The sequence below is a fragment of the uncultured Microscilla sp. genome (assembly GCF_947493425.1).
Taxonomy (GTDB): Bacteria; Bacteroidota; Bacteroidia; order Cytophagales; family Microscillaceae; genus Microscilla.
Genome location: NZ_CANLRP010000094.1, coordinates 1 through 25,800, shown reverse-complemented (window position 1 = coordinate 25,800; position 25,800 = coordinate 1). Strand labels below are relative to the sequence as shown.

Here is a 25,800-nt window from a genome sequence, read left to right as displayed (position 1 = left end):
TTTCCTTCACTTTTTGGGAGAAAAATGAAGTTTATAAAAGTGCTAACCAGCCTTTGGAGAGTTATACGGCAAGCTTTTTAAAAGGTTGCATTTATTTTGAAAAAAAGGTGAATATTTTTCATTTTTTTAGCCTAAAGCCCAAATTCCCTGTTTTTTATACCAACATTTTCTCACAACCGAGCAATGTTTTTGCCCCGCCTACCAACTCAAGAACTTAACGTCGAAAATGTTCTTTTTTGCCTATACTTATACCTTATCATGCAAACCTATTGCAGACTTATGCGTTGTTCAAGTCAATAAGAGATGTTATTTTTACAGAAAAATGTTTGCCAACCGATACCATGACAAAAACCATCAAACTAAAATTGTTCGCCCTCTGCTGTTGCCTGAGCCTGATACAGCACTACACCTACGCCCAACAATCATTGCTTACTCTCAGGGGGCACCAGGCTAAAGTTTATTCGGTAGTTTTTAGCCCCAATGGAAAATATTTGGCAAGTGGTGGGGCAGACCGAACCCTGAAGTTGTGGGATGCCGTTAGTGGAAAACTGTTGCATACCTTTGCCGGGCACCGGGGCAGTGTGCTTGCCGTAAAGTTTAGCCCCGACAGTAAAAATATTGCTACTGCAAGTGTAGATGGTACCATTAAAATATGGGGAACCTCAAGCGGGGTGATTATAAAAACCCTGGAGGGGCACGCCGACATGGTAGGCACTATTGACTATAGTGCTGATGGTAAATGGTTGGTGAGTGGCAGCCGCGATAAAACCGTAAAGTTGTGGGATGTAAACAGTGGTCATGTGGTACACACATTTGGCAACCACCCGCGTTTGGTGTATGGGGTTTGTTTTGACCCTACTGGTCAAAGGATTGCCAGTACCAGCGATGTAAACATTAGTGTATGGAATACCAGCACTTTTCAATTAGAAAAAACCTTGAAAGGGCACAAAGACCATGTAATGGCGGTGAGCTTTACTACAGATGGAGCCTATCTAATGAGCGGGAGCCGCGATGGTACGCTTAAAAAGTGGGAGGTAGCTTCAGGCAGAATTGCCAAAGAATATGCTGAACCTTACGCTGTGATTACTTCGCTTGCCATGAGCCCCAATGGGTCTTACCTGGTGAGGGGTGGCAAAAACCTAAAGCTATGGGATGCTAAGAATGCCCAAAAAATAACCAGTTTGCGCGGACATTTCAAAAATGTAAACTCGGTGGCTTTTAGCCCTACCGGGCAAATGATTGCCAGCGCCAGTGACGACCAAACCATTAGGTTATGGCGCACGATTGCTTATACCCACCTTGTAAAGTTGTACATAGAGCCTCGCATCAATAAATGGCAAAAGAAGGGTAAGTTTGAGAAAACCGATGATTACCTTGCCAGGGTAAACGAAAGTACCCGCCGCGAAAAAGTATATGAGTATACCCAACAAGCAGTAACCAAAATAGGTTTGGAGCACATAGATTGGGTAAGCGGCAAAAACGAATATGATGCCGATAACGAGAGTTTTAAAATTACTTTCAAAGACTTTCGTCCAATATATGTGCACGTGCCTCTTGCCGAAGCAAAACAGTTTGACCAAAATTTCAAGAAATTAAAATATAAGAATGCCAGTTTTACTTTGGCCAATGCCTATGAGTTGGCGGTGTTGCATGTAGACATTGTCAACCCTGTAAATGGTAAAAAATATGTATACGACAGTCAAAACTATGTGGCGTATAATGCGTCAAAACTTACCTTTAATTTTGACCCTATCAGCGTAAATACCAATGGACGCAACAGTGAGGTAGGCAATGCCGATTTTGTGGGTGGTTTTTCGGATGTAGATGTAAAACTGCCTCAGACCCAAATGAATAACCCCAACGCCATAGCTGTAGTCATTGGTAATACCAATTATCAGAAAACCAAACGGGTAAAATACGCCATTAATGATGCCCGCAGTATTAAAAACTACCTGATAAAAGTATTAGGCTATAAGCCAGGCAATGTATTTTTGATCAATGATGCTACTTTGGCTGACTTCAAAACGTTTTTTGGCAACGAACACAACCACAAAGGCAAATTGTATAACTCTATCAAAGCCGAAAAGAGTGATGTTTTTGTGTATTATTCAGGACACGGGGCGCCCAGCCTTAAAAACAATGCCGCTTATTTTGTGCCTGTAGAGGCTGACCCTCAGTATGTAGAGTTGAGCGGTTACCATAGCGATATTTTTTACCGCAACCTTGCCAAACTTCCGGCAAAGTCGATAACGGTGGTGTTAGATGCTTGTTTTTCGGGGGCAACCGTGTTTGACAACATTTCGCCTATTGTGGTAAAGTCTAAGGGAATCAAAGGGGTAAAGAATGGGGTGTTGTTGTCATCGTCCAGCAAAGACCAAGTGTCGTGCTGGTACAACAAAAAACTGCATGGTATGTTTACTTACTTCTTTTTGAAGGCGATTCATAACAAGAATGCCGACAAGAACAAGGACAACCAATTGACTTATGCAGAAATTTATAAGTATTTGGTAGACAACAACGAAGGGGTTCCTTATTTTGCTCGACGTATCCATGGCATAGAGCAAGTGCCTCGTATTCAGGGCAAAGATTTCCAAAAGGTTTTTGTGAAGTATTAAATCATACTGTTAGAAAGGTGGGGTGTCATTGTTTGGCAACCCACATTTTGTTTGTTCTGAAAGCTTGCCAAAATTTCTCTGCTTTTTCATTTGTTTGTAACATTTTATCTCCAGGTTAAAAATAGTTTACTTCACTCACCCAACTTTACCCCACATACCAATACATCATCGGTTTGGGGCATGCTACCCTTCCATTGCGTAAACTTTTGTTCGACTAACTTTTGCTGAGTCTCCATAGGCAAATGATGAACTTCGTCGATTAGTTGGGTCAAACGTTGCGAACCCATTTTTTTGCCGTGTTCACCTCCAAATTGGTCTTGGTAGCCATCCGAAAATAAATAAAAACTAAGTGGGCGGTGTAGGTACAACAGGTGTTTGGTAAACCGTCGTTCACTTTCGCGTTGTTCGCCTCCAATGGGTAATCTGTCGCCCTTAATTGTATGCATACGCTGGTCTTGTACATACACCAGAGGACGGCGGGCACCCGCAAACTCCAGAGTGTGGGTTTCTGGCTCTACTACCACCACTGCTATTTCCATTCCGTCGCGGTTATAGTTTTGTTTTTGTTTCAGTGTTTGGCGAATGTTGCGGTGCAGTTCGTTCAATATAAGTTCGGGCGAGTGAATATGCTTGAGTAGTACGGCTTCTTTGAGTAACACGGTGGCTATCAGGCTCATAAAGGCTCCGGGTACTCCATGCCCGGTACAATCGACTACCGCCAGCACTTTTTTAGCATAGCTTTTTGTTTGGGCAGTGTTTAGTTCAGCAAGCCAATAAAAATCACCACTCACTATTTCTAAAGGCGTAAAATAAACAAAACTATGGGCAAACACTTGTTGGAGTTTGCCTTCTGCCGGAAATATGGCTTGTTGAATATGTTGGGCGTAGTCAATGCTTGCCGTAATGTGTTCATTTTTGGCTTCCAGGTTGAGGTTTACTGTTGCCAGTATTTCGTTGGTGGTGAAAATTTCTTCATTTTTTTGCTTGAGTAAATTATTGGCTTTTTGTTTTTGTTGCCGCTGCCTAAACAAGGCAAAAGCAAGCAGGGCAGTGGTCAGCAGACCAATCACTACTAGCAGGGTAATGATCCTTTGCTGCTTGATGGTAGCCTTTTGAGCATTGAGTAGCATTTTTTGCTGGGCTTGTTCGTCTTTCAACGCCTTGTTTTCCAAGTCTTTTTTTTCTGTTTCATACAGCACCTGCATTTTGGCGATTTGCTTCGATGTTTGGCTGTTAAATAAGGAGTCTTTCAGTGCCGTATATTTTTGATGATAGTGTATTGCTTGCTCAAACTTTCCCTGGGCTTGAAACCATTTTGCCAACCCTTGATAACTATCTTGTACCAACTCTCTGGCATTTATTTTTTGTGCCAGTTGCATACCCTTTTGTAGCCAATCTTTGGCTTTGTCGTATTGTTTGAGCTTAGTGTATGCAATGCCCAGGTTGATAGACGTTTCTGTGATGCCGTATTTTTCTCCTATCTCTTGGTCTATAGCCAAAGATGCTGTATAGTATTCGATGGCCTGGTCATACTTGTTTTGAGCTAAATATAACTCTCCTATTTGCCCATAAGAGTTGGCAAGCCCTCTTGCGTGCTTTACTTCTTTTTTTATCTGGGCAGCCTCAAGCGAGTATTTCATGGCGATGTCATACTTGCCTTGTGCTCCATATACTGTTCCAATGTTATGAATTGTATTGGCAGTACTTTTTTTGTTGCCCAATGTCCTCTTTATTTTCAAGGCTCTTTGGTAATATTCCAGTGCCAGTGGATAGTTTTTTTGTGTATTATATACCACTCCAATGTTATTGCAGGTAAAGGCTATGCCTCTTTGGTCGTCAAGTTTTTCTGATAGCTTCAATGACTTAAGCATATAGGCCAGGGCTTGATTATACACAGCTTGTGAACGGTATATCAGTCCTATATTCAGGTAGATTCTTGCCATTTGTTTTAGTTCTCCAGCGTCCTTGGCAGTCTCCAGGGCAATGTTGTAATAATGAAGTGCTTTTTTAAAATCACGGGCCGACATATAAGCCAAACCAGTGAACCGATAAGCTTTGATAATGCCCCGTGGGTAATTGAGTTGCTTGGCCAACTTCAGGGCTTTTTGGGCGTAAGCCTTGGCTTGTTCGGGCGAAGTGTGATTATAAGCCACACTGCACAGCAAGTCCACTTTTTTGCGGTCGTTGGCAGGGTGTTTTTCTAATTTGGCAAGCAACTTGTCTACGGGGCGCTGCCAGGCAAAGGCAGACAAGCAGGGTAAAGCACAAAAAGCAATGAGTAATATACCCTTCAGAACCAGAGGTTTGTTATAAACCATATTTCATCATTAAGTGAGCAGTTTTACCAAAATAACCTATGCTATCCAATCTGAATGCTGTTGGTGGCATTTCTTCAAAAAAACACAACACTACATTTTGTTGTGAGGGGCAACAAAGTTGATAGTTACACATAGTGGTAGGGACAAAAACTGAGTTTTACAGAGGGTTGCGCTTAAAATACTACTTTTTGCTTGCTATAGCAAAAAACGAGTCAATGAGTTCTATAGTCATTGATTGGGTTTTACTGTGAGGGGTTTAAGTTTGCTCATGCAGTGCTTTGTCTTTCAGTATCGAGCGTACCAAATAGTCAACGCCTATGTCGTTAGAAGTGATCAATTTGCCTAGACGTATTTCTTTGCGGTGGAGTTTTTTAATAATCTGTTGAATGCCATTGCCTTGAGCGTGTAGTTGATGTATTTTACCACTGAGGTCTTCAAGGTACTGGAGCTTATGGCGCATGTGTTGTTTGCCATTGGTAAGCCGGGGGTGATGGGCACAAAACAAAACATCGAAATCGTACTGTAGCACCTTTTTGATAGATGCAATCATTTGAGGTACGTTTTCGTCTTGCCTGATATATTTGATTTTTCCTAAGTACAAGTCACCCGAAAAAAGCCAACCTTGTTGTGCTTCATAAAAAGCATAATGGTCTTGAGCATGCCCTGGGGTAAAAATGGGGCTCAGTTGGTATTTATCGGTAGTAATTTGGTCGGGCAAGGGGAGGAGTTGATCGGTAGGGGGCATATTGCCAAATACAAACTTTTGGTAATTCTTTATTTTAAAGCCACTTGCCACCAATTGACGGGTTTTGTCGCCAGCCCATACAGGCACTTGATAATATTGTTGCAATGCTTTGATATTGCCTGAGTGATCTTCGTGGTGATGAGTAAGGGCTATTTGTTGCACAGGTAAATCTTTGAGCAAAGCCAGCAAATGCTTTTGCATTTTTCTTTGTCCACTGTCAATGAGTAGCCCATCGAGCCAATATACATGTACCCAAATCAGGGGTTTGCCCCAATAGGCGTGCCCCAACTTAAAAGCTTTTACTTCCTGGTGTTCAAAATGTTTTACCTTACTCATCTGGTGCTGCAATTGAAAGATAGCAAATGTATCATTTTACAACTTTACCATTCAAAAATCAAAAAACTAATCATCTTCTTTGGTAATGGGCACTTGCTTAAGAATATTTGCCACTATCTCTGAGGTGCTAATACCATCGGCTTCAGCCTCATAATTGAGCGAAATACGGTGGTTAAATACATCGTTGGCAATCTCTTTGATATCTTCGGGCAATACATAATCGCGTTCGTCCATATAAGCCAATGCTTTGGCGGCAAGGTTTAGGTGGATGGTAGCACGTGGCGATACGCCAAACTGAATATAACCCGCTTCTTTTTCCAGTCCGTAGTCTTTGGGGCGGCGGGTGGCAAACACCAACTCAATGATGTATTTTTCTAAAGAAGAAGAAATGGTAACTTTGTTGATTTCATCGCGGATGCCAAAAATATCTGATTTATTCAAAATGGTGCCTACTTGTCCGGCAAAGCTCATGTTAGACATTCGGCGCATCATATCCAGTTCTAGTTCTTTGCTGAGGTAGTCTATAGATACCTTCATCATAAAACGGTCTACCTGGGCTTCGGGCAGTGGGTAAGTACCTTCGTGTTCTACAGGGTTTTGGGTGGCAAGTACCAAAAAGGGTGCATCCAGGTAATAGGTAGTTTCGCCAATGGTTACTTGTTTTTCCTGCATAGACTCCAGCAAGGCAGATTGTACCTTTGCCGGGGCACGGTTGATCTCATCGGCAAGGATCAGGTTGGCAAAAATAGGCCCTTTTTTTACTTCAAATTCACTCTCCTTCTGGTTATAAATCATTGTTCCTATCAAGTCGGCAGGCAGCAAATCGGGGGTAAATTGAATTCGTTGGAACTTAAGCTGTAAAACCTTTGATAGTGTGCTGATGGTCAGGGTTTTGGCAAGCCCAGGTACGCCTTCAAGCAAGATGTGCCCATTGGTAAATAAGCCAATCAACAAGCGGTTTACCATATAGTCTTGTCCTACTACTACTTTGCCTATTTCCTGAAATACTTGCTTAATTTTTTGATGATAGTTCTTGTCTATGTCAGTTTCTTCCACTTCTTGTAGGTTAAAGTTTGAGGTGTCTAACTAAAGTTGTTGTATCTCCCGAAGTTTAACACCTGCCAGGCTTTAAAACCTGGCAGGTGTTGTAAGCTTTTTAAAAACGAGAGTTTACTAAGTTAAGAATTTCGTCAAGGTAGACGCGCGAGTTGGCAAGGCGGGGCACTTTTATTTGCCCACCAATTTTACCTCGTTGTTTGAGCCATTCGTAAAATGTACCTTCGGGCACATTATGCACTACTGGCTTTATCAATGCCATATCTAAATGTCTTTTGGCGTCATAGTCAGAGTTGATCTCTCTCAGTGTTTGGTCAAGCACGGTCGAGAAGGTATCCATGCTCGAAGGGTTTTCGGCAAACTCAATGATCCATTCGTGCCCCCCTTTACTTTTGGTGCCCAGATAAATAGGGCCAGCCGTAAAGTTATTCAAGACTGCGCCAGTGGCATTGCAGGCAGCAGTTATGGCGGTTTCGGCGTTTTCTATGATTACTTCTTCGCCAAAGGCGTTGATAAAGTGCTTGGTACGCCCCGTGATTTTTACCCGAAAGGGGTGCAAAGAGGTAAATTTTACGGTATCGCCTATTTTGTAGCGCCACAGCCCCGAACTATTAGAAATGATAATGGCGTAGTTTTTATCCAGTTCTACCTGGTCTAGAGTCAGAGTTTGTGGGTGCTCTTTGTCTATTTCCGACAAAGGGATAAACTCATAAAACATGTCATAATCGAGCATCAACAGCATGTCATCGCGGCTGAGGTCGTCCTGTAGCCCAAAGAAACCCTCCGACGCATTATAAGTTTCCATATAACTAATGCCAGGAGCAAGGCTATCAAATAGCTCACGATAGGGCTGGAAAGCGACTGCCCCGTGAACAAATATCTCAAAGTCCGGCCAAATCTCTTTGATGTGTTTGGCACCGGTAATTTCTAAAATTCTTTTGAAAAGGACAATTGTCCAGGTGGGCACTCCCAGGGCACTGGTAATGTTCAAAGGAATGGCTTCGGCTGCCATGGCTTCTATTTTTTCTTCCCAATTGGGCATCAGAGCGGTTTCTAAGCTTGGTGCGCGCAGGTATTGTGCCCAGCGTGGCATATGGTGCATAATGACTGCCGATACATCGCCATAATAAGTGCCTTGCCAATGAGGGTTAGGTGATAAAGAGCCTCCAACCGACAAGCCTTTGCCTCTGAAAAAACGTGTATCAGGTTTGTTTACTACCACTAAGGAGAGCATGTCGCGCCCACCTCTAAAATGACATTTCTGGAGGGTTTCGCGCGATACAGGTATAAACTTACTGCGGGCGTTGGTGGTGCCCGATGACTTGGCAAACCAGTTGATTTTAGAAGACCATAATACGTTTTGTTCGCCCTTGAGCATGCGTTCAATATAGGGGTATAAGTCTTCGTAGCTTGAAATGGGCACTCTTTCTTGAAACTGTTCGAATCTTCGGATGTCTTTATAATGGTATTTTTTACCCCATTCGGTGTTTTTTGCCAGCTCCACTAGTTTAGTGAACATACGTTTTTGTACTTCGTCAGGATGTTGCATAAAGTGCTTGATCTTTGGCCAGCGCCTTTTCAACCCCCATTTGATAACATTATCGACTATGCTCATATTATATACTTAAATTGAACTCTACAGGTAAATGACAAAATCAGTCTAAATCGCCGTGGTTGCCAAAAGCGTGCAGTGAGATTCAGATAGCCCTTTTGCAGTTCCCTTCATCAGTACAACAACTCATCATACAAACGACTTGTTGCCAAAAATAGATTTTGGGCATTTTTTGCCATTGTATCACTCAAATATAAAATTTACTTTCGAATGATTGGCAAATTTAGACATAATTATGATAGTGTTCAGCTATTTCTGCACAAATATCTTGGCTTAAGATACAAAAAAACAACCACAGAAACTCTATAACCAAGAGATAGTTGTGGTTGTTTTGGCAATACGCTCAAACGCTGTGTTACTTTATTTGTTTATGGTTGTACTTTTTCTTCCGAATCGTCTGTGTCGTTGTTTTGAGGCTGACTTTCGGCTGCTTCATCTTTGGCGTTGATACTCTCCGGTTGAGGGGGGATATGATCATTTTTACCCATCATTTCGGGCTTTTTCAAGGCTGGTTTGTCGCCTTTACTGACGTACTCATCTGGAATAGGTGCCTTGTCTTTGTATTTGGCGTTAATTTGCCCCGGCTCGGCATCTAGTTGTACATTTTCTTTGATAAACTTGCGTACCAGCACATAGTTTTTCCCTAAATAATGCTCTTTTACCAAAGGGTTTTGCACCAACTCTTCGGGAGGACCATCGGCAAAACGTTTACCCAACGACATTACATAAGAACGGTCGGTAATAGACAATATAGCATCAGCGTTGTGGTCGGTAATCAAAATACCAATGTTTTTGTGTTTTAGGTGATAGATAATGTTTTGGATTTCTTCTACCGCCAAGGGATCTACCCCAGCAAAGGGCTCGTCGAGCAATACAAACTTTGGATCTACAGCCAGGGTTCGGGCAATTTCGGTACGCCTGCGTTCTCCCCCCGATAGCACCTTACCAGGGCTTTTGCGTACTTTGTGCAGGTTAAATTCATCGATGAGCTCATCTACCTTTTCGCGTTGTTGGGCTACCGAGAGCTTGGTCATTTGTAGTACTGCCCTTATGTTTTCCTCTACCGTCAGTCCTCTAAAGACCGACTCGTCCTGAGCCAGGTAACCAATGCCTTTGCGGGCACGCTTATACACGGGTAGTTTAGTAATGTCCTCGTCTCCCAACAACACCTTACCTGTGTTGGGTTTTACCAGACCCACTACCATATAAAAGGTAGTAGTTTTTCCGGCGCCATTGGGTCCCAGCATGCCTACAATTTCTCCTTGGTTTACTTCAATAGACACATTGTTTACTACTGCTTTGCCCTTGTATTTTTTTACTAAATTTACTGCGGTTAATTTCATGGAAGTAATTACAAATGATTAAATTATAAATAAACACAAGTCATTGATTAACAACTGGTTTTATTCATTATGCTTTACTCTGACTTGGCTTTTATCGCTCATTTACTGATAACCAATGCTGTTTTTGTACGCCAAAACTTCTTAATATGTGTCAGGTGTAAATGAAGCTTATTATTCATAAAACTTAATATCTTTGATCTTCAACTGAAGCGATGTTTGTCCACGGTAACGGTTCTCGTCTATGTTGTAACACAAGGCAAAACGTTCGCCACTGGCAATGCGTTCGTAGTGTTCAGGCATGCCAAAACCAATGGCATCAAAAAAAGCATCGGAGCCCTCTTGCCGAGTACGAAATTTCACGTGTTTTTCTTTCAATAACTTTGGGTAATCAGCATACAAATGCTCACTTACAAACACCGGGCGCATATTGGCCGGACCAAAGGGGGCAAATTGCTGCAAGATACGATAAAATTTTCCGGTAATATCTTTCAGATCTATTTTTGCGTCAATCTCAATCAAAGGGGTCAGCTGTTCCTCGTCAATTTGTTTGGCTACAATGTTTTCAAACTTTTGCCGAAAAGGTTCTATTTTATCCAGTGTAAGCGTAAGCCCCGCAGCGTGGGTGTGTCCACCAAATTGTTCCAGTAAATCAGCGCAAGCGTCAATCGCCTCATACAAGTCAAAACCTGGTACCGACCTTGCCGACCCAGTGGCTTTGCCATTGTGTTGGGTTAATATGACGGTGGGGCGGTGGTAACTTTCTATGCAACGCGATGCTACAATACCTATGACCCCTTTGTGCCAGTTTTCTTTGAACAAGACGGTTGTTTTAGATTTTTCCAGCCGGTTTTGTGCTATCATAGACAAAGCTTCTTCGGTAATGCTGGAATCCAGGTCGCGGCGCTGTAAATTATCTTTATTGATTAACTCCGCCACATAGTCTGCCTCTTTTTTGTTATTCGATACGAGCAACATCACTGCTTTTTTGGCGTGTTGAATACGTCCGGCAGCGTTAATGCGGGGCCCTAACCCAAACACTACATTTGATATATCCAGTACGGTATCATCACTAAACTTTGCTACATCAATGAGCGCCTTTATGCCAGTACGTTGGGTTTGGTTGAGTTGGCGCAAGCCATAAAAAGCCATGACCCGGTTTTCGCCAATGATGGGCACAATGTCGCAGGCAATGCTAATGACCAGTAAATCAAGGAAAGGATAGAGTTCTTCCAGGTCAATGTTGTTGCGTAAACAATATGCCTGCATGAGTTTGAAACCCACCCCACATCCCGACAACTCTTTGAAAGGATAAGTGCAGTCTTTTCGTTTGGGGTCAAGCACCGCGTGGGCACGTGGAATCTCTTGACCCGGCATGTGGTGGTCGCATATAATATAATCAATGCCCTGCTCGTTGGCGTAATCCATCAGTTCAACTGACTTAATACCACAGTCAAGCGCAATTACCAGGGTAATGCCTTGTTCTTTTGCCCAGTCAATAGAAGTTTTAGAGATACCATAGCCCTCCAGGTAACGATCGGGGATGTAGTAGTCGAGCAATGAATGATAATTTTGTAAAAAGCCATATACCAAAGCCACCGAGGTAGTACCATCTACATCGTAATCGCCATAAATCATCATTTTTTCCTTATGCTCAATGGCTTTTTCAAGTCTGATTACTGCCTTTTCCATATCTTGCATCAAAAACGGATCATGCAGGTGGTTTTTTAACGAAGGGCGGAAGAAATTTTTAGCTGCATCAAAAGTTTTGATGCCCCTTTGTACCAACAAGGTTGCCATAGACTCGCTTATCTCTAAAGAGCTTGCCAATTGGTCGACTAGTTGAGGGTCAGGTGTTTCTTTAAAAATCCATCTTTTTTGCATATTGTGTTATTTTTTATAGCAACAAAAGCGGTTATGCCGTTGGCTTAGTATGTCAGAGCGGGTTTAGGAGCTTATTTGGAATTTCGTTTTTGAGAGCTTTTGCGATAAATTTAACGCATCCTGACAGTCAAAGTCGCGCAAGGGGTCCAAAGGATGAAATCCAAACAAGTTTTAAATTTATGTATTAAAAAAAATGTCATTTATAATTGACTTAACTCAATGAATAAATTTATCAAAAATTTTTACCAAAAATACCAAAATTACATCAAAGTCGATTTGTTGATGTATTTGTTTATGATCTTATTTATTATCATTCTTTTCATATTCTTTTAGGAATTGTTCAAAAATAAATTTACACTCTGAGAGGTGATCTTTCGCCTTGATACTTCGTTATTTTTATTGCCCGTAGCGCTGCTATGGGCGCAAAAAATAGCCTCGTCTCAAAACAAAACTTCTACCTCAAGAATGGTAATTTAATTTCTCACCATTCCTTAGCAAAATAGAGTTCCATGATGTTATCATCTGTTTTCATTACCTTTTCTTCATAAAACTCTATAGTCTGTTGATACATCTCTATTTGTTTGGGTGTCCAGTGGTTTTTTTCCATAAGTTGAGCAGCCAGGGCTTGGTGACTTTTGTCAGTCGACATCATCAAAGGGTAAATTTCGTGTATTGCAGGCAGTTCAGGCTCATTTTGATAATCGTAGGCGTGCTCACCCCTACAAAAAGCCAGTACAATAGCTATGGGTAAATAGGGCACACTTTTAGGGTTGAGCCTTATTACTCCCAACTCTGGCAAGTTAAGCAAAGGGCTTATATCTTCTATATGATTCTCTCCAATGTCAAGCACCTTCAGTTTAAGCAAATACTTGAGGCTATCTATGTTTTCAATGTGGTTGTTACTCATCATCAAAAACCGCAAATTGTCTAACATATTTAGACAATCAATATTGGTCACTTGGTTATCACTAATGTTTAACCATTGTAGGTTTGTGAGCCCCCATAAATCGTCAATATTTTCAATTTCATTGTCACTTAGGTTGAGCATTTTTAGTTGAGGCATGTGTTTAAACATGTCAAGGTCGGTAATATCATTATCTCCCAGGTTAAGTCTTTTGAGTTGTTTAAAATCCTTCAAAAAAAGAATATCTTCAGTGTCTAATGCCCCTGAATAAAGCCCAAGTACTTGCAACGATTTTAGGTTTTTGAGCGCGGTAATCTCAAGGTATTCATTCTGCCCTAGATTTAAGTATTGTAACTTGGTGAGGTGAGCAATGGGTGATAAATCATCTATCAAATTATCATTGACCGAAAGTAGCTCAAGGTGATAAAAATGCTTAATTGGGCTAAGGTCATCTAACAAGTTTCCATCAAGGTCGAGCCCACGGAGGCGAGTTAAGTGCTCAATACCATTGAGCTCTTCTATGTCATTATCTGCTATATACAACTTTTCTAATTGAGGCAAACACTGGAATAAGTGCAAGTGGGCAAACCTATTGCTTGCCAAGTGCAACGAGGTTAACTGGTAGAGATGTAAAAACGACTCGAAACCTTGTATATGGTTGCACGAAAGGTCAAGGTGACGTAGGTTTTTGAACAATGTCAAAAATGTTAAATTAGTGTCTGTCAAACCACAATCGCGTGCTATCAAAAATTCTATTTGGGCAAAATCACTGGTAAAAAAGGAAGTGTCCACTAATGAACTACTTATATTGAGCTCAAATAATTGGGGTAGCCCGTGCAAAAAGGAGAGGTCATTTAATATATAGCCATATAGATGTAATATCTGCAAATGTTTGAGTTGAGCAATGGTTTGAATATTTTTTGGCTCCAATACATCATCTGCATCTTCTATCATAAATTTACCTAGAAACAAAGATTGCAGCGATGGAGGCAATTGATTAGGTATTTGTTTGATGCGGGTAGACATACCCTTGTGGTTATTATGGACTACCAAAAATTTACCACTTGATTCATCATACATTGAATAGTCATCCGACAAAATCAATGTTTTCAAGTGGTCAGCTTCTGCCAGTTGCGCAAATAGTTCATCTTCAGTACCGTCAAGCCCACAATACCCCAAGTCGAGCTCAGGAGCTTTGGTAAGCAAGTTTATGTCAATCAGTTGCTGAGCAATTTTACTCATATTGTTTTATCCATTATTATTAATACCAGCATATAGCCTTCAAATATACAGCAGGTTGGGGGTTTAGACAATTAATTGGTTATCACAATTGTACATCCCAAAACTTATTGTAAATTATAGTAGATAGCCCAGCCTTTAACAGGGTTTTTAAAAAGAAAAATCAAAAACTAACAAAAATTTATTATGAAAAAAAACACATTATTCATTACCACACTGGCTTTGCTGGTGGCGCTGGCAACGCAAGCCCAGCAAAATGTAGCCGTATTTAAAAATGGCTCAGCTTTTTTTGTGAACAAAATGCAGGTAAATGCCAGTAAGGGGTATTATTTGCTTGATAAAGTGCCTGCTGCTACTTTTGGCACATTGTGGTTTACTGCTGACAACAACACCATCAAAGGTACACGTAGCTATATGGAAAGCGTACGTAAAAAGCAAAAGGTAAAAAATAAGATGGATGTGCTCAGGGCTAACCAGGGCAAAATGCTTACGCTTACGTTGAGTAATAATAAAACTTATACTGGAGTAGTACAACGGCTGGATGGCAACATGGTGGTGTTTAGCACTGGGGGCAAATGGATGACTTTTGCCCCAGGCAATGTAGAAATGGTGGTGTTTAGCCAGGCACCTGCGGCTGAATATACCCAAAAACAAAAAAAACGGGTGCTTAAGATTGACTTTGCCAAAGCTAATGCCAGTCAAACCTTTGAGATGATGTACCTGCAAAAAGGCATTAGTTGGGTGCCCAATTATGCAGTGGCATTGCGCGAGAATAAAAAAGCAGTGATTACCCTCAAAGCCAATCTAATGAACGATGTTGAGGACTTAAAAAATGCCAGCATCAACTTTGTGGTAGGAGTGCCCAATTTTGCCTACGATTACCTACAGTCTCCGGTAGCTTCTACCCAACGGGTCAGTGACTTTATCAGCCGCCTCAATCGCAACAGTAATAGGTCTAGTTCGAGGCTCCGCAACCGAGCCGATATTACTACGCAACGTTTGTCCAATTTTACTCCCCGAGCGTTTAATGGCAACATGAGTGGTATACGAGGGCTCAAAGGGCAAAGTGCCGAAGATCTTTACTTTTACAATACTTCTAACATTACCCTCAAAAAAGGCGACCGGGCTTTTTATGAAATATTTAAGGCAAACGTAGACTATGAAGATATTTATGAAGTATCGCTCAATGCCAATAGTAGCAGCCGCTCTAGCTACTCTAAGTCGTATGCCCAAAGTGACCAAAGCATAGGGAAGGTGTGGCACTCTATTCGTTTGCAAAATAAAACCTCTTACCCCTGGACTACAGGCACAGTGCTGATTACCAAGGAAATAAGTGGTGTAGCCAAGCCCTTGAGCCAAGACAAACTCAACTATACTCCACCGGGTAGCAAAACCAAACTTAAAATGACTATTTCGCCCAATATCAATGTGAAATCGGCAGAGCGCGAGGTGTCACGCGAAGAGAAAAAAACCCGTAAAGACCGCTATACTTATGACTTGCTTACTGTAGAGAGTAAAATTGATATTAAAAACTATCATAACAAAGACATTAAGTTGAGCGTGTGCCGTACCATTACAGGTGAACCAATTAAATGTAACACCAAATGGAAGACCAACAAAAAATTCAGTGTGTATAACAATATTAACATGAGCCATGACCTCGACTGGGAGGTGAAACTGAAAAAAGGGGAGAAGAAGACCATTACTTACCAATATAAGATTTATGTGCGGAGGTAAGCGTTATCATCGTTGAGTTGTTTGGCAAAACAGGCAAACACCTGACTAGTGCTCTGGGTACTAAATTTCTTTCACATATTTCGGCTTCTTTTGCCTGCTGACTTCACCTAAAAAAACTCACGTAGCTTAGGCTATGCTCGTTTTTTGGAGGTTTGACAGCCACCAAAATAAACTCGAAATAGTGTATAAACTACTTAGTTCCCAAAGCACTAGGTTTGCCTGTTTTTAGGGGGTGTTGTGTTACTTTGTAAGTTTGGAACTGTTAGTGATTTCTTGGTGTTGGTAGTTTTACTTATGGTCACACTTTTGATGGATAGATTTGGCAAATAAAAAATATGAAAACAAGCTTTGAACATATAGAATCGGTTTACTGGGTATTTACTCAATTGTGCAACGACCAATGCGCTCATTGTTATAACTTATCGGGACCTAAAGGGGCAAAAATGAGTGAGGAAGAGTGTATGCAAATCATTGAAAACTTACCGCCCAAAATAGACCGAATCATTTTATCAGGAGGAGAACCATTGGCCGAAAGGCAAAAGCTGTACGCTATTCTTGACCGTCTTAAGCAGCGTTACCCTGCCCATACCCAACTCATGCTACAAACCAATGGCGACTTGTTGACCGAAGACATTTTAGATACGCTGATTGCCAAAGGGGTAACTCGCTTTGACATTGCCAGTATTGATCGTTTTCATAAAAATGCAGGTGCAAGATTAATGGAGCTTGCCGATATGTTTGAGTCGCGTGGGGTAAACGGCGATGATAAAGACCCATTGGTAGACAAAGACAATTATTTGCACGGGCACCCACTAAGTTGGGGGTATTGGGGAGCAACCGACGACATGTGGCTAGGGGGCAATTGGGCGCGAGGCAGGGCTATGCAAAAAGGAGTGTGGAAAAAAGACCCTGCACATAATTTTTGTACGATACTTTCGGGTGCCCGCAATTTTTTAGGAGGGTACGATGATATTCCTCAAGAGATTTCTATTCAGTTGTGGCAAATCAACCCTTGTTGTCCTGGTACTAAAAAAGCGTTGGGTGATGCCCGGCACCAAAAAGTAGCACAAGCATTGGCGCAAGCTTCCCAATCGCCCATGTGGCAAAAGCTCAATGAGGGTAATCCGTGGCAAATGGGCGAGCATTTGGGGGTGAGTGAAGCGCACGCCAAAGCCCGGACGCAAACACTTAAAAACGTGTGTTTGTGGTGTGACGAGTTTTTTGAACAGCACTGTAAAGCATCGGTTCATCAAATAGATTAATACTCTGTTCCTAAATCAAGATATAACAACCTGCAATAGAACGTTCAGAAAACTTATGTGTACAATTGTTTACTCACAGGACAAAGTACTTACCCCTTCTTTATCAGTTTCTTAAAAAAACCATCAATTACGCGGTCAGGTAAAAGCCGGGGCAATGTCCAGTTTTTAAATTTTTGTGGTACAATAGCATAGCGGGTTTTGGGTGTGCGTTTCTCAAAAATACGAGCAATACGCTTGCCCAAATACTCCACTGTTAAACCCTTGTTGGCGCCATCGCGTGCCATTTGGGCAAAACCGTGCAAAGCTGTTTTGTAATCAGTACCATCATAAGGTGCAGGGTTGATGCCTTTGTCCCAAATGGGCGTTTTTACCGAGCCAGGACCTATCAATATTACATCTATACCATACAGTAGCAATTCGCGCCGCCAACTTTGTGACAAACCTTCTACGGCGTGTTTGGTGGCAACATAAGCGCCTATAAAAGGTGCCCCAACCTTACCACCTACCGAGCTTATATTGAGTATTCTACCTGGAGCAACAGGGTGGTTTTTACGAGCACCCAACAAGGGTAAAAAGGCTTGGGTTACCTGAATAAGCCCAAATACATTGACCTCAAAGTGTTGTCGAATATCACTCATAGGTTGTAGTGCCAGCGGACCACCCAAGGCAATGCCTGCATTATTGATCAAACCTGCCAAACCTTGCTCATTGCCCAGTATTTGTTCTACTTGCTGCACGGCTTGCTGTATAGCTTCAGGGTTGCTTACATCAAACAACAAAGGGATAAAGCGATCGTCAAACTCGCTGCTTAATTTATCGGCATCAGCTTGTTTGCGTACACTGCCTAATACTTGATAGCCTCGTTGGAGAAACTCTTTGACGCAACCGTAGCCTATGCCAGTAGATGCGCCTGTGATCAGTATTGTTTTCATGAAATATGATGTTCTTTGATATATAATTTATTTGAGCAAGGAGTAGCTTGGCTTTTGCCAAATTTAGACAAAGCCTGGGAGACTTTCTTTCAATCATTATCTTTTTTTGACAATCGTTCGCTTCATCACATCAGTCAGGGCTACATATAGTTTTTTTGTAAATCAATTGGTAGCTATTGTAAAAGTGTTTCTACATTTGCCTTTTATTTTGGTCTAAGAGCTTGTTTAAATTTTTGGTCATCTGAGATTTTATGATGAGTTTTCGGATTAGACAATATATATATAATCAGGAAAATCTCGTAAAAGCTCACAGTCCTCCGAGAACAAGCTCGGAGCTGCGAGCCGAACTTGATTCGGGAATCTGATTAATGAATTTTAAACAACTCTAAAACTAACAAATATATGCAAGAACTCCAGATGCCTGAGTTTGATCATCAGGTAAAAAAACGAGATGACAAACTATGGATTTTTGATATTCTGCGAAAGAAGCACATTTTCTTGACTCCAGAAGAGTGGGTACGCCAAAACCTGATTCATTACCTGATCAATTACCTTGGTTATCCCAAGTCGTTGATTAAGGTAGAAACCGGGCTAAAGTATGACAAACGTCAAAAGCGTTCTGACGTGTTGGTGTATGATCGTGAAGGACAAGTGTTTTTGCTGATAGAATGTAAAGCCATGCATATCAAAATTGGACAAGATACCCTTGAGCAAGTATCAGCGTATAATCATGTGCTGAAGGCACAACATATAATGATTACCAATGGTCATCATTATTTGGTGTATGCTACCCACCACGAGGCAAAACAGTATGAGTTGATACCAAACATCCCTAATTTTCCTGTAGTTTGATTTTTACACCATTCCTAAAACGAAAAAAGTAAAATATTTCAAGTAAAAAACATTCCTGTTTATGGTATCAAATGGTGAATAAATCAGTGCTTGCCAAAAGGTGTATGCCAGGAATTTTGACCTTTTTTGCTATATGCGCTTTTGTTATTTAGGAAGTTTTTTGGGCTACTTGTACAGAGGGTGAAATGTTTTTCTGAAAAAATAACACATTTTTTATACCCCCTCATGTTTACTTTTTGTTTTTATAGGTTGATGTGTAAGTGTTTGTTTTTTAGTGTTTTACCAAGTGTTTACTAGCCCTGTAAATACAGGTGTTTACCTAGGTGTCTCCTCGTTGTCTACCGTGTATACTTTTTGTAACCACGGTTTTTTTGCCCTCCATTTCTAAACTTTTATACTCGCTCAGCTTTTAAAAAACAGTATGTCCTGCTAACGATGATTTAATACCTTAATAACAACAATAATTATTAATCATCTAAACTTGTATTATACAATGAGAAGTAAGCTTTTATTAAGTGCCATGTTCACTTTTGTATTTAGCTTTAGTGTCTGGGCACAACAAACAAATACAACTACAACCAAAAACAGTAGCTTGAATGCTGTAAAGCAGCTCAATGATCATTTTGTAAACAATGCTCGAAAATCTACTAAGGCATTGAGCAATAAAAATTCCGTGGTGATTTTTCCCAACCCGGCTCATCATACTTTAAATGTGCGGTCTTCGGGAGGCAAAGAAACGTTTGATCGTGCCATGATTTTTACTACTTATGGTAAATTGATCAAGAGTGCAGGGAAAGGAAGCACCAAAATAGATATTAGAAGTTTACCCGCAGGTACTTACTTTGTAAGAGTACAGAGCAACGGCAACACCATCACGAAAAAACTAATTAAAGAGTAAAACAGAGTAGTAACAGACAAATCAATAAAGCAAAAAGGTCACTCATTGTTTGGGTGGCCTTTTTTAGGTATGTTGAGAAAGTAAGCGACCGATTTAGAAGGGGGGGGGGAGGTTTTCTTCTTAAGGTACTTTTAGACGAAGCGAGCATTTGGCACAGTAAACAGAGTTCATTTTTTGAATTTCGATACCTGTCAGAACTTAGGCTGTAGTAGCCTGTTACAGGGTACAGTCTTTGGAGAAGTACGCTTGCCAAAGGGGGGAACCACGCAACGCTTGAGCTTCGTGTTATGGTTAGGTGAGTTTTGTAGGCTTACTTAAAAAAAATCAGATTTCTTGCTTGAGACCATCCACAATATGCAGCACCATCCGGTTAATTTGATCAATCAAAGGAATCATTTTGTTCTGACTGGCATTGTTTAGCGAAAGCTCTCTTACCTCGGTCAGAGTGCCGAGCAGTTTTTCAGTGCCAAACAACACACTTGACGATTTAAGGTTGTGTACAACTACCTTCATTGGCTCAGGGTTGTAAGCAAGGGCTGCCTGCGTAAAGTTATTGATAGCTGGAGTAAGCTCGTCTACAAAAGTGCGGATGAGTTCAAGGCGCATTTCTTGATCATCCTGACAAATATCATCTACATTGCTTAGGTTATAATAACTTTCTGTGTCCATAGTATGCCCTTCAGGGGTTTGAATGTTTTGATCACTCAGTAAATTTGCCGATGATTTATTTACATATTTAATAATTTTATGGTACAACTCATTGGGGTTGAAGGGTTTTGATACAAAATCGTTCATTTGCACCGCAAAAGCTTTTTCCCGTTCCTGGCTCAAGGTAGAGGCCGACAATGCAATAATGGGAGTGTCTTGGTAGTTCGTCAGGTTTCTGATTTTTCTTGCTGCAGCAAATCCATCCATTTTGGGCATCAATAAGTCCATTAAGATAATATCGTATTGACGGGTTTGTACTTTTTTCACTGCTTCTTCGCCATTATAGGCAAAGTCTACCTCTACCCCCCAACGACGCAAAAACTTAGAAGCAACCATTCGGTTAATCTTGCGGTCTTCTACCAACAACAGCACTACATTGCCCAGGTTAGAAGAGGCATTGCTTTGATTTTCAGAAATAATCCCATTGAGGTGCTTGAGTTTACTTACCTGAAAATTGAGGAAAAAATAAAACTCTGAGCCTTTGCCCAGTTCGCTGTGCAACCCTATTTCTCCTCCTTGGTGCTCTATAAGGTACTTAGTAATAGATAAGCCCAACCCAGTACCACCAAAGCGGCGGGTAGTGTCTGAATCGGCTTGAGTAAACCGCTCAAATATGGTAGATTGTTTATCGGGGGCAATGCCAATGCCCGAATCTTTGACACTAAACAATAAGGAAACTTCTTGATGTGGCATATTTTGTTTGTCGGGCAATGTTTCTTGAAGCTGCACCTTTACCACAACAAAACCCTTGTCAGTAAACTTGATGGCATTGCCCAATAAGTTGGTCAATATTTGGTTGAGTCTTACTGGGTCACCAATCAACAAGTTGGGTACGTCGCGCTCTACATAAAACTCTAGCTCAATGCCTTTTTCAGCTGCCTGATAGTTAAAAGCGTGTTTGATATTGTTGATAAACTCTCTTAGGTTAAAATCTACCCGCTCGAAACTAATTTTACCAGCTTCTATTTTGTTATAATCCAGTATATCGTTGATCAGCGCCAATAAATTCTCCGCCGAAAACTTCAGTGTTTTCAGGTTTTCCAGTTGTTCGGGTTTATGGTCTTCCTCCAGCAACAAATGCGTAATTCCTATCACAGCATTCATAGGAGTGCGTATTTCGTGGCTCATCGTTGACAAAAACTGTTCTTTTGCCTGAAGCGCTTTTTCAGCGTCTTGTTTTGCTTGAATAAGTTCTTCTTCAAAGTTTTTACTATCGGTAATATTTTGCACTACGCCCAGAATCTGAGTTACCCTGCCCTCTACGTTGATCTTAAAAGGGACCAAACGATCATATACCCATACATATTTTTGCCCCTCCTGATGTAGTTGGGTAGGGTCGAGCGATTGGTGAGTTTTGCCTTTTTTATTGTTTAAGTTGCAAGCAAGGCGGTAGCTCATTTCATACATATCTTCACCACCTTTGTATACCTCTTCAAATATAGCCTTGATCTCTGGTAGGTCATTTGGATGAATCATGTCCCATATCCTTTCCAAACCACCCCGGTCTACCTCTTTGATCGTAAAACCCGAATGCTTGAAATACTGCGTATTGGTATATACATACCTTTCTTTTTCAAGGTCATACACATACACATCGTTAGGAATGGCATCTGCAATACTTTTGATAAAATACCTGCTTTCGTTGAGCTCTTGTTCTATGGTAAATTGCTCTGATACATCCTGGGTAAAAGTAACCACTCCCTCTACCTCATTGTAATCGTTTTTGATTGGAAAGATAATCAGATTAAGACATACTTCTTTTTGAATCGCCTTGCCTTCCTCTTCTTTCATTACAAGTTCGGTTTCCAGACGAGGTAAAAATATACTTTCGCCCCCATAAGCGGCTTTATAAAAAAAGTCTAACCCTGCCTCTTGCGAACGCTCGTCTTGTAAAATATTGAACTTGGGAGTTTCTTTGCTATCTAACCCTAAAATCCGTTTTTGGGCGTCATTCATTTGCAGCGAAAACCCTTGTTTGTCGTAAATTTGAATACCAATAGGAGAGTTTTCTAAAAATGCCTCAAACAAGCGGTTTTGTTCTAAAATGGCTCTTTCGGCTTGGTTGCGTTCGGTCACATCCTGCAAAAAACTACGCGTAAGCAAGGGTTTACCGTCTTTGCGTATGTTGATACTACCCTCTAGCATAAGGGTTTTACCATCTTTGGTAACCAAACGTGTACTAATTTGCTGAGCTTCTCCTTCAGTTTTGAGTTGTTGCAACAACGCCCGGTAATCCTCTTGTTCTTCGGATACCACCAAATCTATCAGGTTAGTACGCAACGCCTCAGCTTTAGAGTAGCCCAACTTCTTACACCAATACTTATTTACATAATGAATGGTTCCTTCGAGATCTACGCTTTGGATAAGGATAGAGGCATTGTCCAGAAAATCCTGAAGCTGTTCTTCACTTTGACGGAGGCGTCGCTGGGCGGTTTTGTGTGACGTAACATCGGTTACCAATACCGACACCCCTGCCTGGCGTTCCGAGGTTTCGGGTAGGTAGTTGATAGTGCACGAATACCACGACTTTACACCATTTTGTACCGAGGGATATTCAATAATTTTGGAGGTTTTATTGTCGAGTACATGCCTAAGCGAACTGGCAAAATAACTACGCATAGGGTCGTCCATCACCTTGGTTACCTTTTTGCCCAAAAAGTCTTGATCGTCAAAAAACAACTTGTCTTTATCGCCCCAAAAATTGGTGAAAATCAGGTTTTGATTAATCTCAAAAACAATGTCATTAAAAGACGTGAGAATAGCCTTTAGGCTTCGTTCATTATTGGCGAGCCGTTCTTCGGCTGTTTTTTGTTGGGTAATGTCTCTGATCACCCCCACCAGTACTTTTTGGTTTTTATCGTCTCTAAAAATATCGATTTTTACCAGGATGTGCCTTTTTTCACCATTGAGGTTGGTAATTACCCGTTGATACTCAGCGGTGTTTCCGGTGCTAAATACTTGACTGTCTTTTTCTCTGAGCGTATGAGCATCTTCAGAAGCAAATATATCATAATCGGTCTTGAACAATACCTGTTCGCGGGGTTTGCCCACCAATTCGCAGTAGGCTTCATTGACCGAAATAAACTCATACCTTTCGTTTTTTACAAACACCGGGTCTGGTATATGATCGAGTACTTCAATCAAATAATCACGGGTTTGCTTGAGAGTAAACTCCGACTGTTTTCGCTCGGTAATGTTGCGGGTATTGCCCTGTACATGCTTTAGCTTGCCTGCGTCGTCATATACCGGAAACAGGTGGGTTTCTAACCATACCAACTCTCCATTTTTATGTTTAAACCTATACTCCAAAATCTGTAAAGCACGGCTTTTGAGTACTTCGTGCCATACACTTATCACACCTGCCTGGTCTTCTTCGTATATCCATTCAATCACCTTTTGATGCATCATTTCCCCGTCTTTATATCCAGTTAACCCCTCTATAGAAGGCGATATGTAAGAAAACAACCCCTCGTAAGTATGCAGGCAAATCAGGTCATTGGTATTGTTGGCAATCAGGCGATACTTGGCTTCGCTTTCATGTAATTGCAGTTGTGTTTCTTTGAGGGGCGTAATTTCAAATGAATAGCCCAGCAGATAATGGGTGTTTTGCATGGGCAGTGGAATCAAACATTTACCTGTTCTGAAAAAGTGACGATGATTGTCTACCTCTATCTCTTCCTCCCAATTATCAGGCAAGTCGCCTTTTTTCAATAGTTCATCATCATCAAAAAACTTATTCGCCACTTTAGAAGGAAATATCTCCGCATCAGTTTTGCCAATTAATTGTTCAGGTTTTTTTCGCAAAAAATCCAGCATTGTTTGGTTCACAAACAACAACTTGCCTTTTTCATCTTTGATAAATACGTGAATGGGCAGCGTATTTAGAATACTTTCCAGCATTTGTTTTTGCTCCTGAAGTTCAATTTCCACCCTTTTTCGGTCAGTAATTTCAAGCCCTACCGACTGGAACTCCACCAGTTGACCCTTATCATCAAAAATAGGGTAATCCGTCCAGCGCAACCAGATGTCTTCGGTTTGGTCTTCTACCATTACTTTATACTCCTGGGTAATGGGGCGTTTCTCTTTAGCAATTTTTTTGAGTCGTTTCTTTACTGACGCGTGGTTTTCGGAGGGCACCATTTCCAGAAACGGAGTATTGATGAGGTCGTCAGCCGTTTTGTTAAAAAACTGACAGTATGCTTCATTGACAAAAGTAAGGGTAGTATCGGGTAAAAACCTGCAGAGAATCTCTTGCTGTGTATTAATCACTGCTCGATAAAGTGCCTCACTTTGCAATAGTTTTTGATTGGCTTCTTTGATTTCGGTAATATCACGGGCAAGCCCCAATACCTGAGTTACCTCACCCGATGCTTCCTGAGTAAACACTACATCTTTGGCCAGTAGCCAGGCATAGCTACCTTCTTTGGTTTTAATCCGGTACTCTACAAAGTCTATTTCACCCTTTTTGAGCGATACAAGCCCCTGGCGATAAGCAATGAGCCGAGAGAGATCGTCAGGGTGGATCACTGATTTGAGCTGATCTAAAGGCAAAAAGGGTGCTTGATCAAGGGCAAACTTATTGTCATAAATACGGTTGCTATACACCAGCGACTCTTCGCGTATATCATATACATAAATCAGGTCAGGAGTAGTTTGCAGCACCCCTTTCAAAAAATTATGGTGAATTATAAGGTCATCTTTGCGTGCCTTTATTTGGGTCATGTCGTGCAACATTGCCACATAGTTGCCGTGTGCTTCTTTATTTAGTATAAGCTGGCATTTCCATAGTTTTTCATCTTTGGTAGACACAGTCAATTGTTCAATACAAGGAGAAGCCTGAGCCACTTTGTTTTCCAGAATAGCAAATAATGTTGTGGGGCTTGGTTGAGCGAGATTGTTTTCTGCCAAATCCAATACTTCAAAATCCAGCAAAAAATGAGTAAAATTAAGCTTGTTCACTACTTCGCTGTATGTATACCCCAGTTTATTTTCGGCTCCTTTGTTAAAGAACAGCACGGTTCCCTGGGTATCAGTTACTATCACAGGCGTAGTAGTGAGAGCGTTTAATATCGTGTCTGTGTGTAAATGATTATTTACTGACATTACTGAGTTTATATAATGATTATTGAATTATTTATTTGCTATATTGTCTGTGGTATTGAGCATAGTAAGAGCTTGTTTAAATTTTCGTTTACAGGAGGTTTTATGATGAATTTTTGGATTAGATGCGTCAAATTTTGAAGGAATAGCCACGCTATTGCTGATAAATTTGACAATATATAATCATAAAAGTCGCGTAAAAGACCTAATCAATGAACCGAGCCGAAGGCGAGCTCTGCCTTTTGGCTAATTTTAAACAAGC

Annotated in this window: 13 protein-coding genes and 1 pseudogene; 5 read left to right on the top strand and 9 right to left on the bottom strand. The window is 41.0% G+C overall.

Annotated features, from left to right (window positions below; translation table 11 throughout):
- The first annotated feature begins 341 nt into the window (after nt 1–341).
- Nucleotides 342–2,615: a caspase family protein gene (locus tag Q0954_RS21085; protein WP_299459997.1), complete on the top strand. Its 2,274-nt coding sequence runs from the start codon at nt 342–344 to the stop codon at nt 2,613–2,615.
- 131 nt (nt 2,616–2,746) lie between these two features.
- On the opposite strand, the gene Q0954_RS21080 is transcribed toward Q0954_RS21085, so the two are convergent.
- The 7 genes and pseudogenes from Q0954_RS21080 to Q0954_RS21050 all read right to left on the bottom strand — a co-directional run bounded on the left by Q0954_RS21080 (nt 2,747) and on the right by Q0954_RS21050 (nt 14,052).
- On the bottom strand, nt 2,747–4,933 hold the full coding sequence (locus Q0954_RS21080) for a tetratricopeptide repeat protein (RefSeq protein WP_299459995.1): 2,187 nt from the start codon (nt 4,931–4,933) through the stop codon (nt 2,747–2,749).
- A 256-nt stretch (nt 4,934–5,189) separates the two neighbouring features.
- The gene (locus Q0954_RS21075) at nt 5,190–6,014 is read right to left on the bottom strand and encodes an MBL fold metallo-hydrolase (protein WP_299459993.1); all 825 of its coding nucleotides are present in this window, start codon (nt 6,012–6,014) and stop codon (nt 5,190–5,192) included.
- A 66-nt stretch (nt 6,015–6,080) separates the two neighbouring features.
- Nucleotides 6,081–7,070, bottom strand: a complete 990-nt coding sequence (locus Q0954_RS21070) for a MoxR family ATPase (protein WP_299459990.1) — start codon at nt 7,068–7,070, stop codon at nt 6,081–6,083.
- 100 nt (nt 7,071–7,170) lie between these two features.
- Complete coding sequence (locus Q0954_RS21065) at nt 7,171–8,685, bottom strand: GH3 auxin-responsive promoter family protein (RefSeq protein ID WP_299459988.1); 1,515 nt, start codon at nt 8,683–8,685, stop codon at nt 7,171–7,173.
- Between the two features lie 614 nt (nt 8,686–9,299).
- Nucleotides 9,300–10,025 (bottom strand): annotated as a pseudogene (gene lptB, locus Q0954_RS21060) (LPS export ABC transporter ATP-binding protein); the annotation flags it as partial.
- A 171-nt stretch (nt 10,026–10,196) separates the two neighbouring features.
- On the bottom strand, nt 10,197–11,906 hold the full coding sequence (gene recJ / locus Q0954_RS21055) for a single-stranded-DNA-specific exonuclease RecJ (protein ID WP_299459985.1): 1,710 nt from the start codon (nt 11,904–11,906) through the stop codon (nt 10,197–10,199).
- A gap of 481 nt (nt 11,907–12,387) precedes the next feature.
- A complete protein-coding gene (locus Q0954_RS21050; protein ID WP_299459982.1) occupies nt 12,388–14,052 on the bottom strand; it encodes a leucine-rich repeat domain-containing protein in 1,665 nt (554 codons plus the stop codon).
- Between the two features lie 183 nt (nt 14,053–14,235).
- On the opposite strand from Q0954_RS21050, the gene Q0954_RS21045 reads away from it, so the two are divergent.
- Both Q0954_RS21045 and Q0954_RS21040 read left to right on the top strand, forming a co-directional pair.
- The gene (locus tag Q0954_RS21045; RefSeq protein ID WP_299459979.1) at nt 14,236–15,786 is read left to right on the top strand and encodes a hypothetical protein; all 1,551 of its coding nucleotides are present in this window, start codon (nt 14,236–14,238) and stop codon (nt 15,784–15,786) included.
- A 335-nt stretch (nt 15,787–16,121) separates the two neighbouring features.
- On the top strand, nt 16,122–17,048 hold the full coding sequence (locus tag Q0954_RS21040) for a radical SAM protein (RefSeq protein WP_299459976.1): 927 nt from the start codon (nt 16,122–16,124) through the stop codon (nt 17,046–17,048).
- An 89-nt stretch (nt 17,049–17,137) separates the two neighbouring features.
- On the opposite strand, the gene Q0954_RS21035 is transcribed toward Q0954_RS21040, so the two are convergent.
- On the bottom strand, nt 17,138–17,980 hold the full coding sequence (locus tag Q0954_RS21035; RefSeq protein ID WP_299459973.1) for an SDR family oxidoreductase: 843 nt from the start codon (nt 17,978–17,980) through the stop codon (nt 17,138–17,140).
- Nucleotides 17,981–18,382: 402 nt separating this feature from the next.
- Here Q0954_RS21035 and Q0954_RS21030 point away from each other — a divergent pair, with 402 nt between their 5' ends.
- Nucleotides 18,383–18,832 (top strand): type I restriction enzyme HsdR N-terminal domain-containing protein, encoded by a 450-nt coding sequence (locus tag Q0954_RS21030; RefSeq protein ID WP_299459970.1) that lies wholly within the window; start codon nt 18,383–18,385, stop codon nt 18,830–18,832.
- A 493-nt stretch (nt 18,833–19,325) separates the two neighbouring features.
- The gene (locus tag Q0954_RS21025) at nt 19,326–19,730 is read left to right on the top strand and encodes a T9SS type A sorting domain-containing protein (protein ID WP_299459967.1); all 405 of its coding nucleotides are present in this window, start codon (nt 19,326–19,328) and stop codon (nt 19,728–19,730) included.
- A 324-nt stretch (nt 19,731–20,054) separates the two neighbouring features.
- Here the strand turns inward: Q0954_RS21025 and Q0954_RS21020 are convergent, their stop codons facing one another.
- On the bottom strand, nt 20,055–25,541 hold the full coding sequence (locus Q0954_RS21020) for a PAS domain S-box protein (protein WP_299459964.1): 5,487 nt from the start codon (nt 25,539–25,541) through the stop codon (nt 20,055–20,057).
- Nucleotides 25,542–25,800: the final 259 nt, after the last annotated feature.

Bases quoted from the DNA above. Each gene is read 5' to 3' on its own strand.
- Q0954_RS21045 (WP_299459979.1), top strand. From the start codon at position 14,236: ATGAAAAAAAACACATTATTCATTACCACACTGGCTTTGCTGGTGGCG.
- Q0954_RS21025 (WP_299459967.1), top strand. From the start codon at position 19,326: ATGAGAAGTAAGCTTTTATTAAGTGCCATGTTCACTTTTGTATTTAGC.
- Q0954_RS21085 (WP_299459997.1), top strand. From the start codon at position 342: ATGACAAAAACCATCAAACTAAAATTGTTCGCCCTCTGCTGTTGCCTG.
- Q0954_RS21065 (WP_299459988.1), bottom strand. From the start codon at position 8,685: ATGAGCATAGTCGATAATGTTATCAAATGGGGGTTGAAAAGGCGCTGG.
- Q0954_RS21075 (WP_299459993.1), bottom strand. From the start codon at position 6,014: ATGAGTAAGGTAAAACATTTTGAACACCAGGAAGTAAAAGCTTTTAAG.
- Q0954_RS21080 (WP_299459995.1), bottom strand. From the start codon at position 4,933: ATGGTTTATAACAAACCTCTGGTTCTGAAGGGTATATTACTCATTGCT.
- Q0954_RS21020 (WP_299459964.1), bottom strand. From the start codon at position 25,541: ATGTCAGTAAATAATCATTTACACACAGACACGATATTAAACGCTCTC.
- Q0954_RS21040 (WP_299459976.1), top strand. From the start codon at position 16,122: ATGAAAACAAGCTTTGAACATATAGAATCGGTTTACTGGGTATTTACT.
- Q0954_RS21030 (WP_299459970.1), top strand. From the start codon at position 18,383: ATGCAAGAACTCCAGATGCCTGAGTTTGATCATCAGGTAAAAAAACGA.
- Q0954_RS21050 (WP_299459982.1), bottom strand. From the start codon at position 14,052: ATGAGTAAAATTGCTCAGCAACTGATTGACATAAACTTGCTTACCAAA.
- Q0954_RS21035 (WP_299459973.1), bottom strand. From the start codon at position 17,980: ATGAAAACAATACTGATCACAGGCGCATCTACTGGCATAGGCTACGGT.
- recJ (WP_299459985.1), bottom strand. From the start codon at position 11,906: ATGCAAAAAAGATGGATTTTTAAAGAAACACCTGACCCTCAACTAGTC.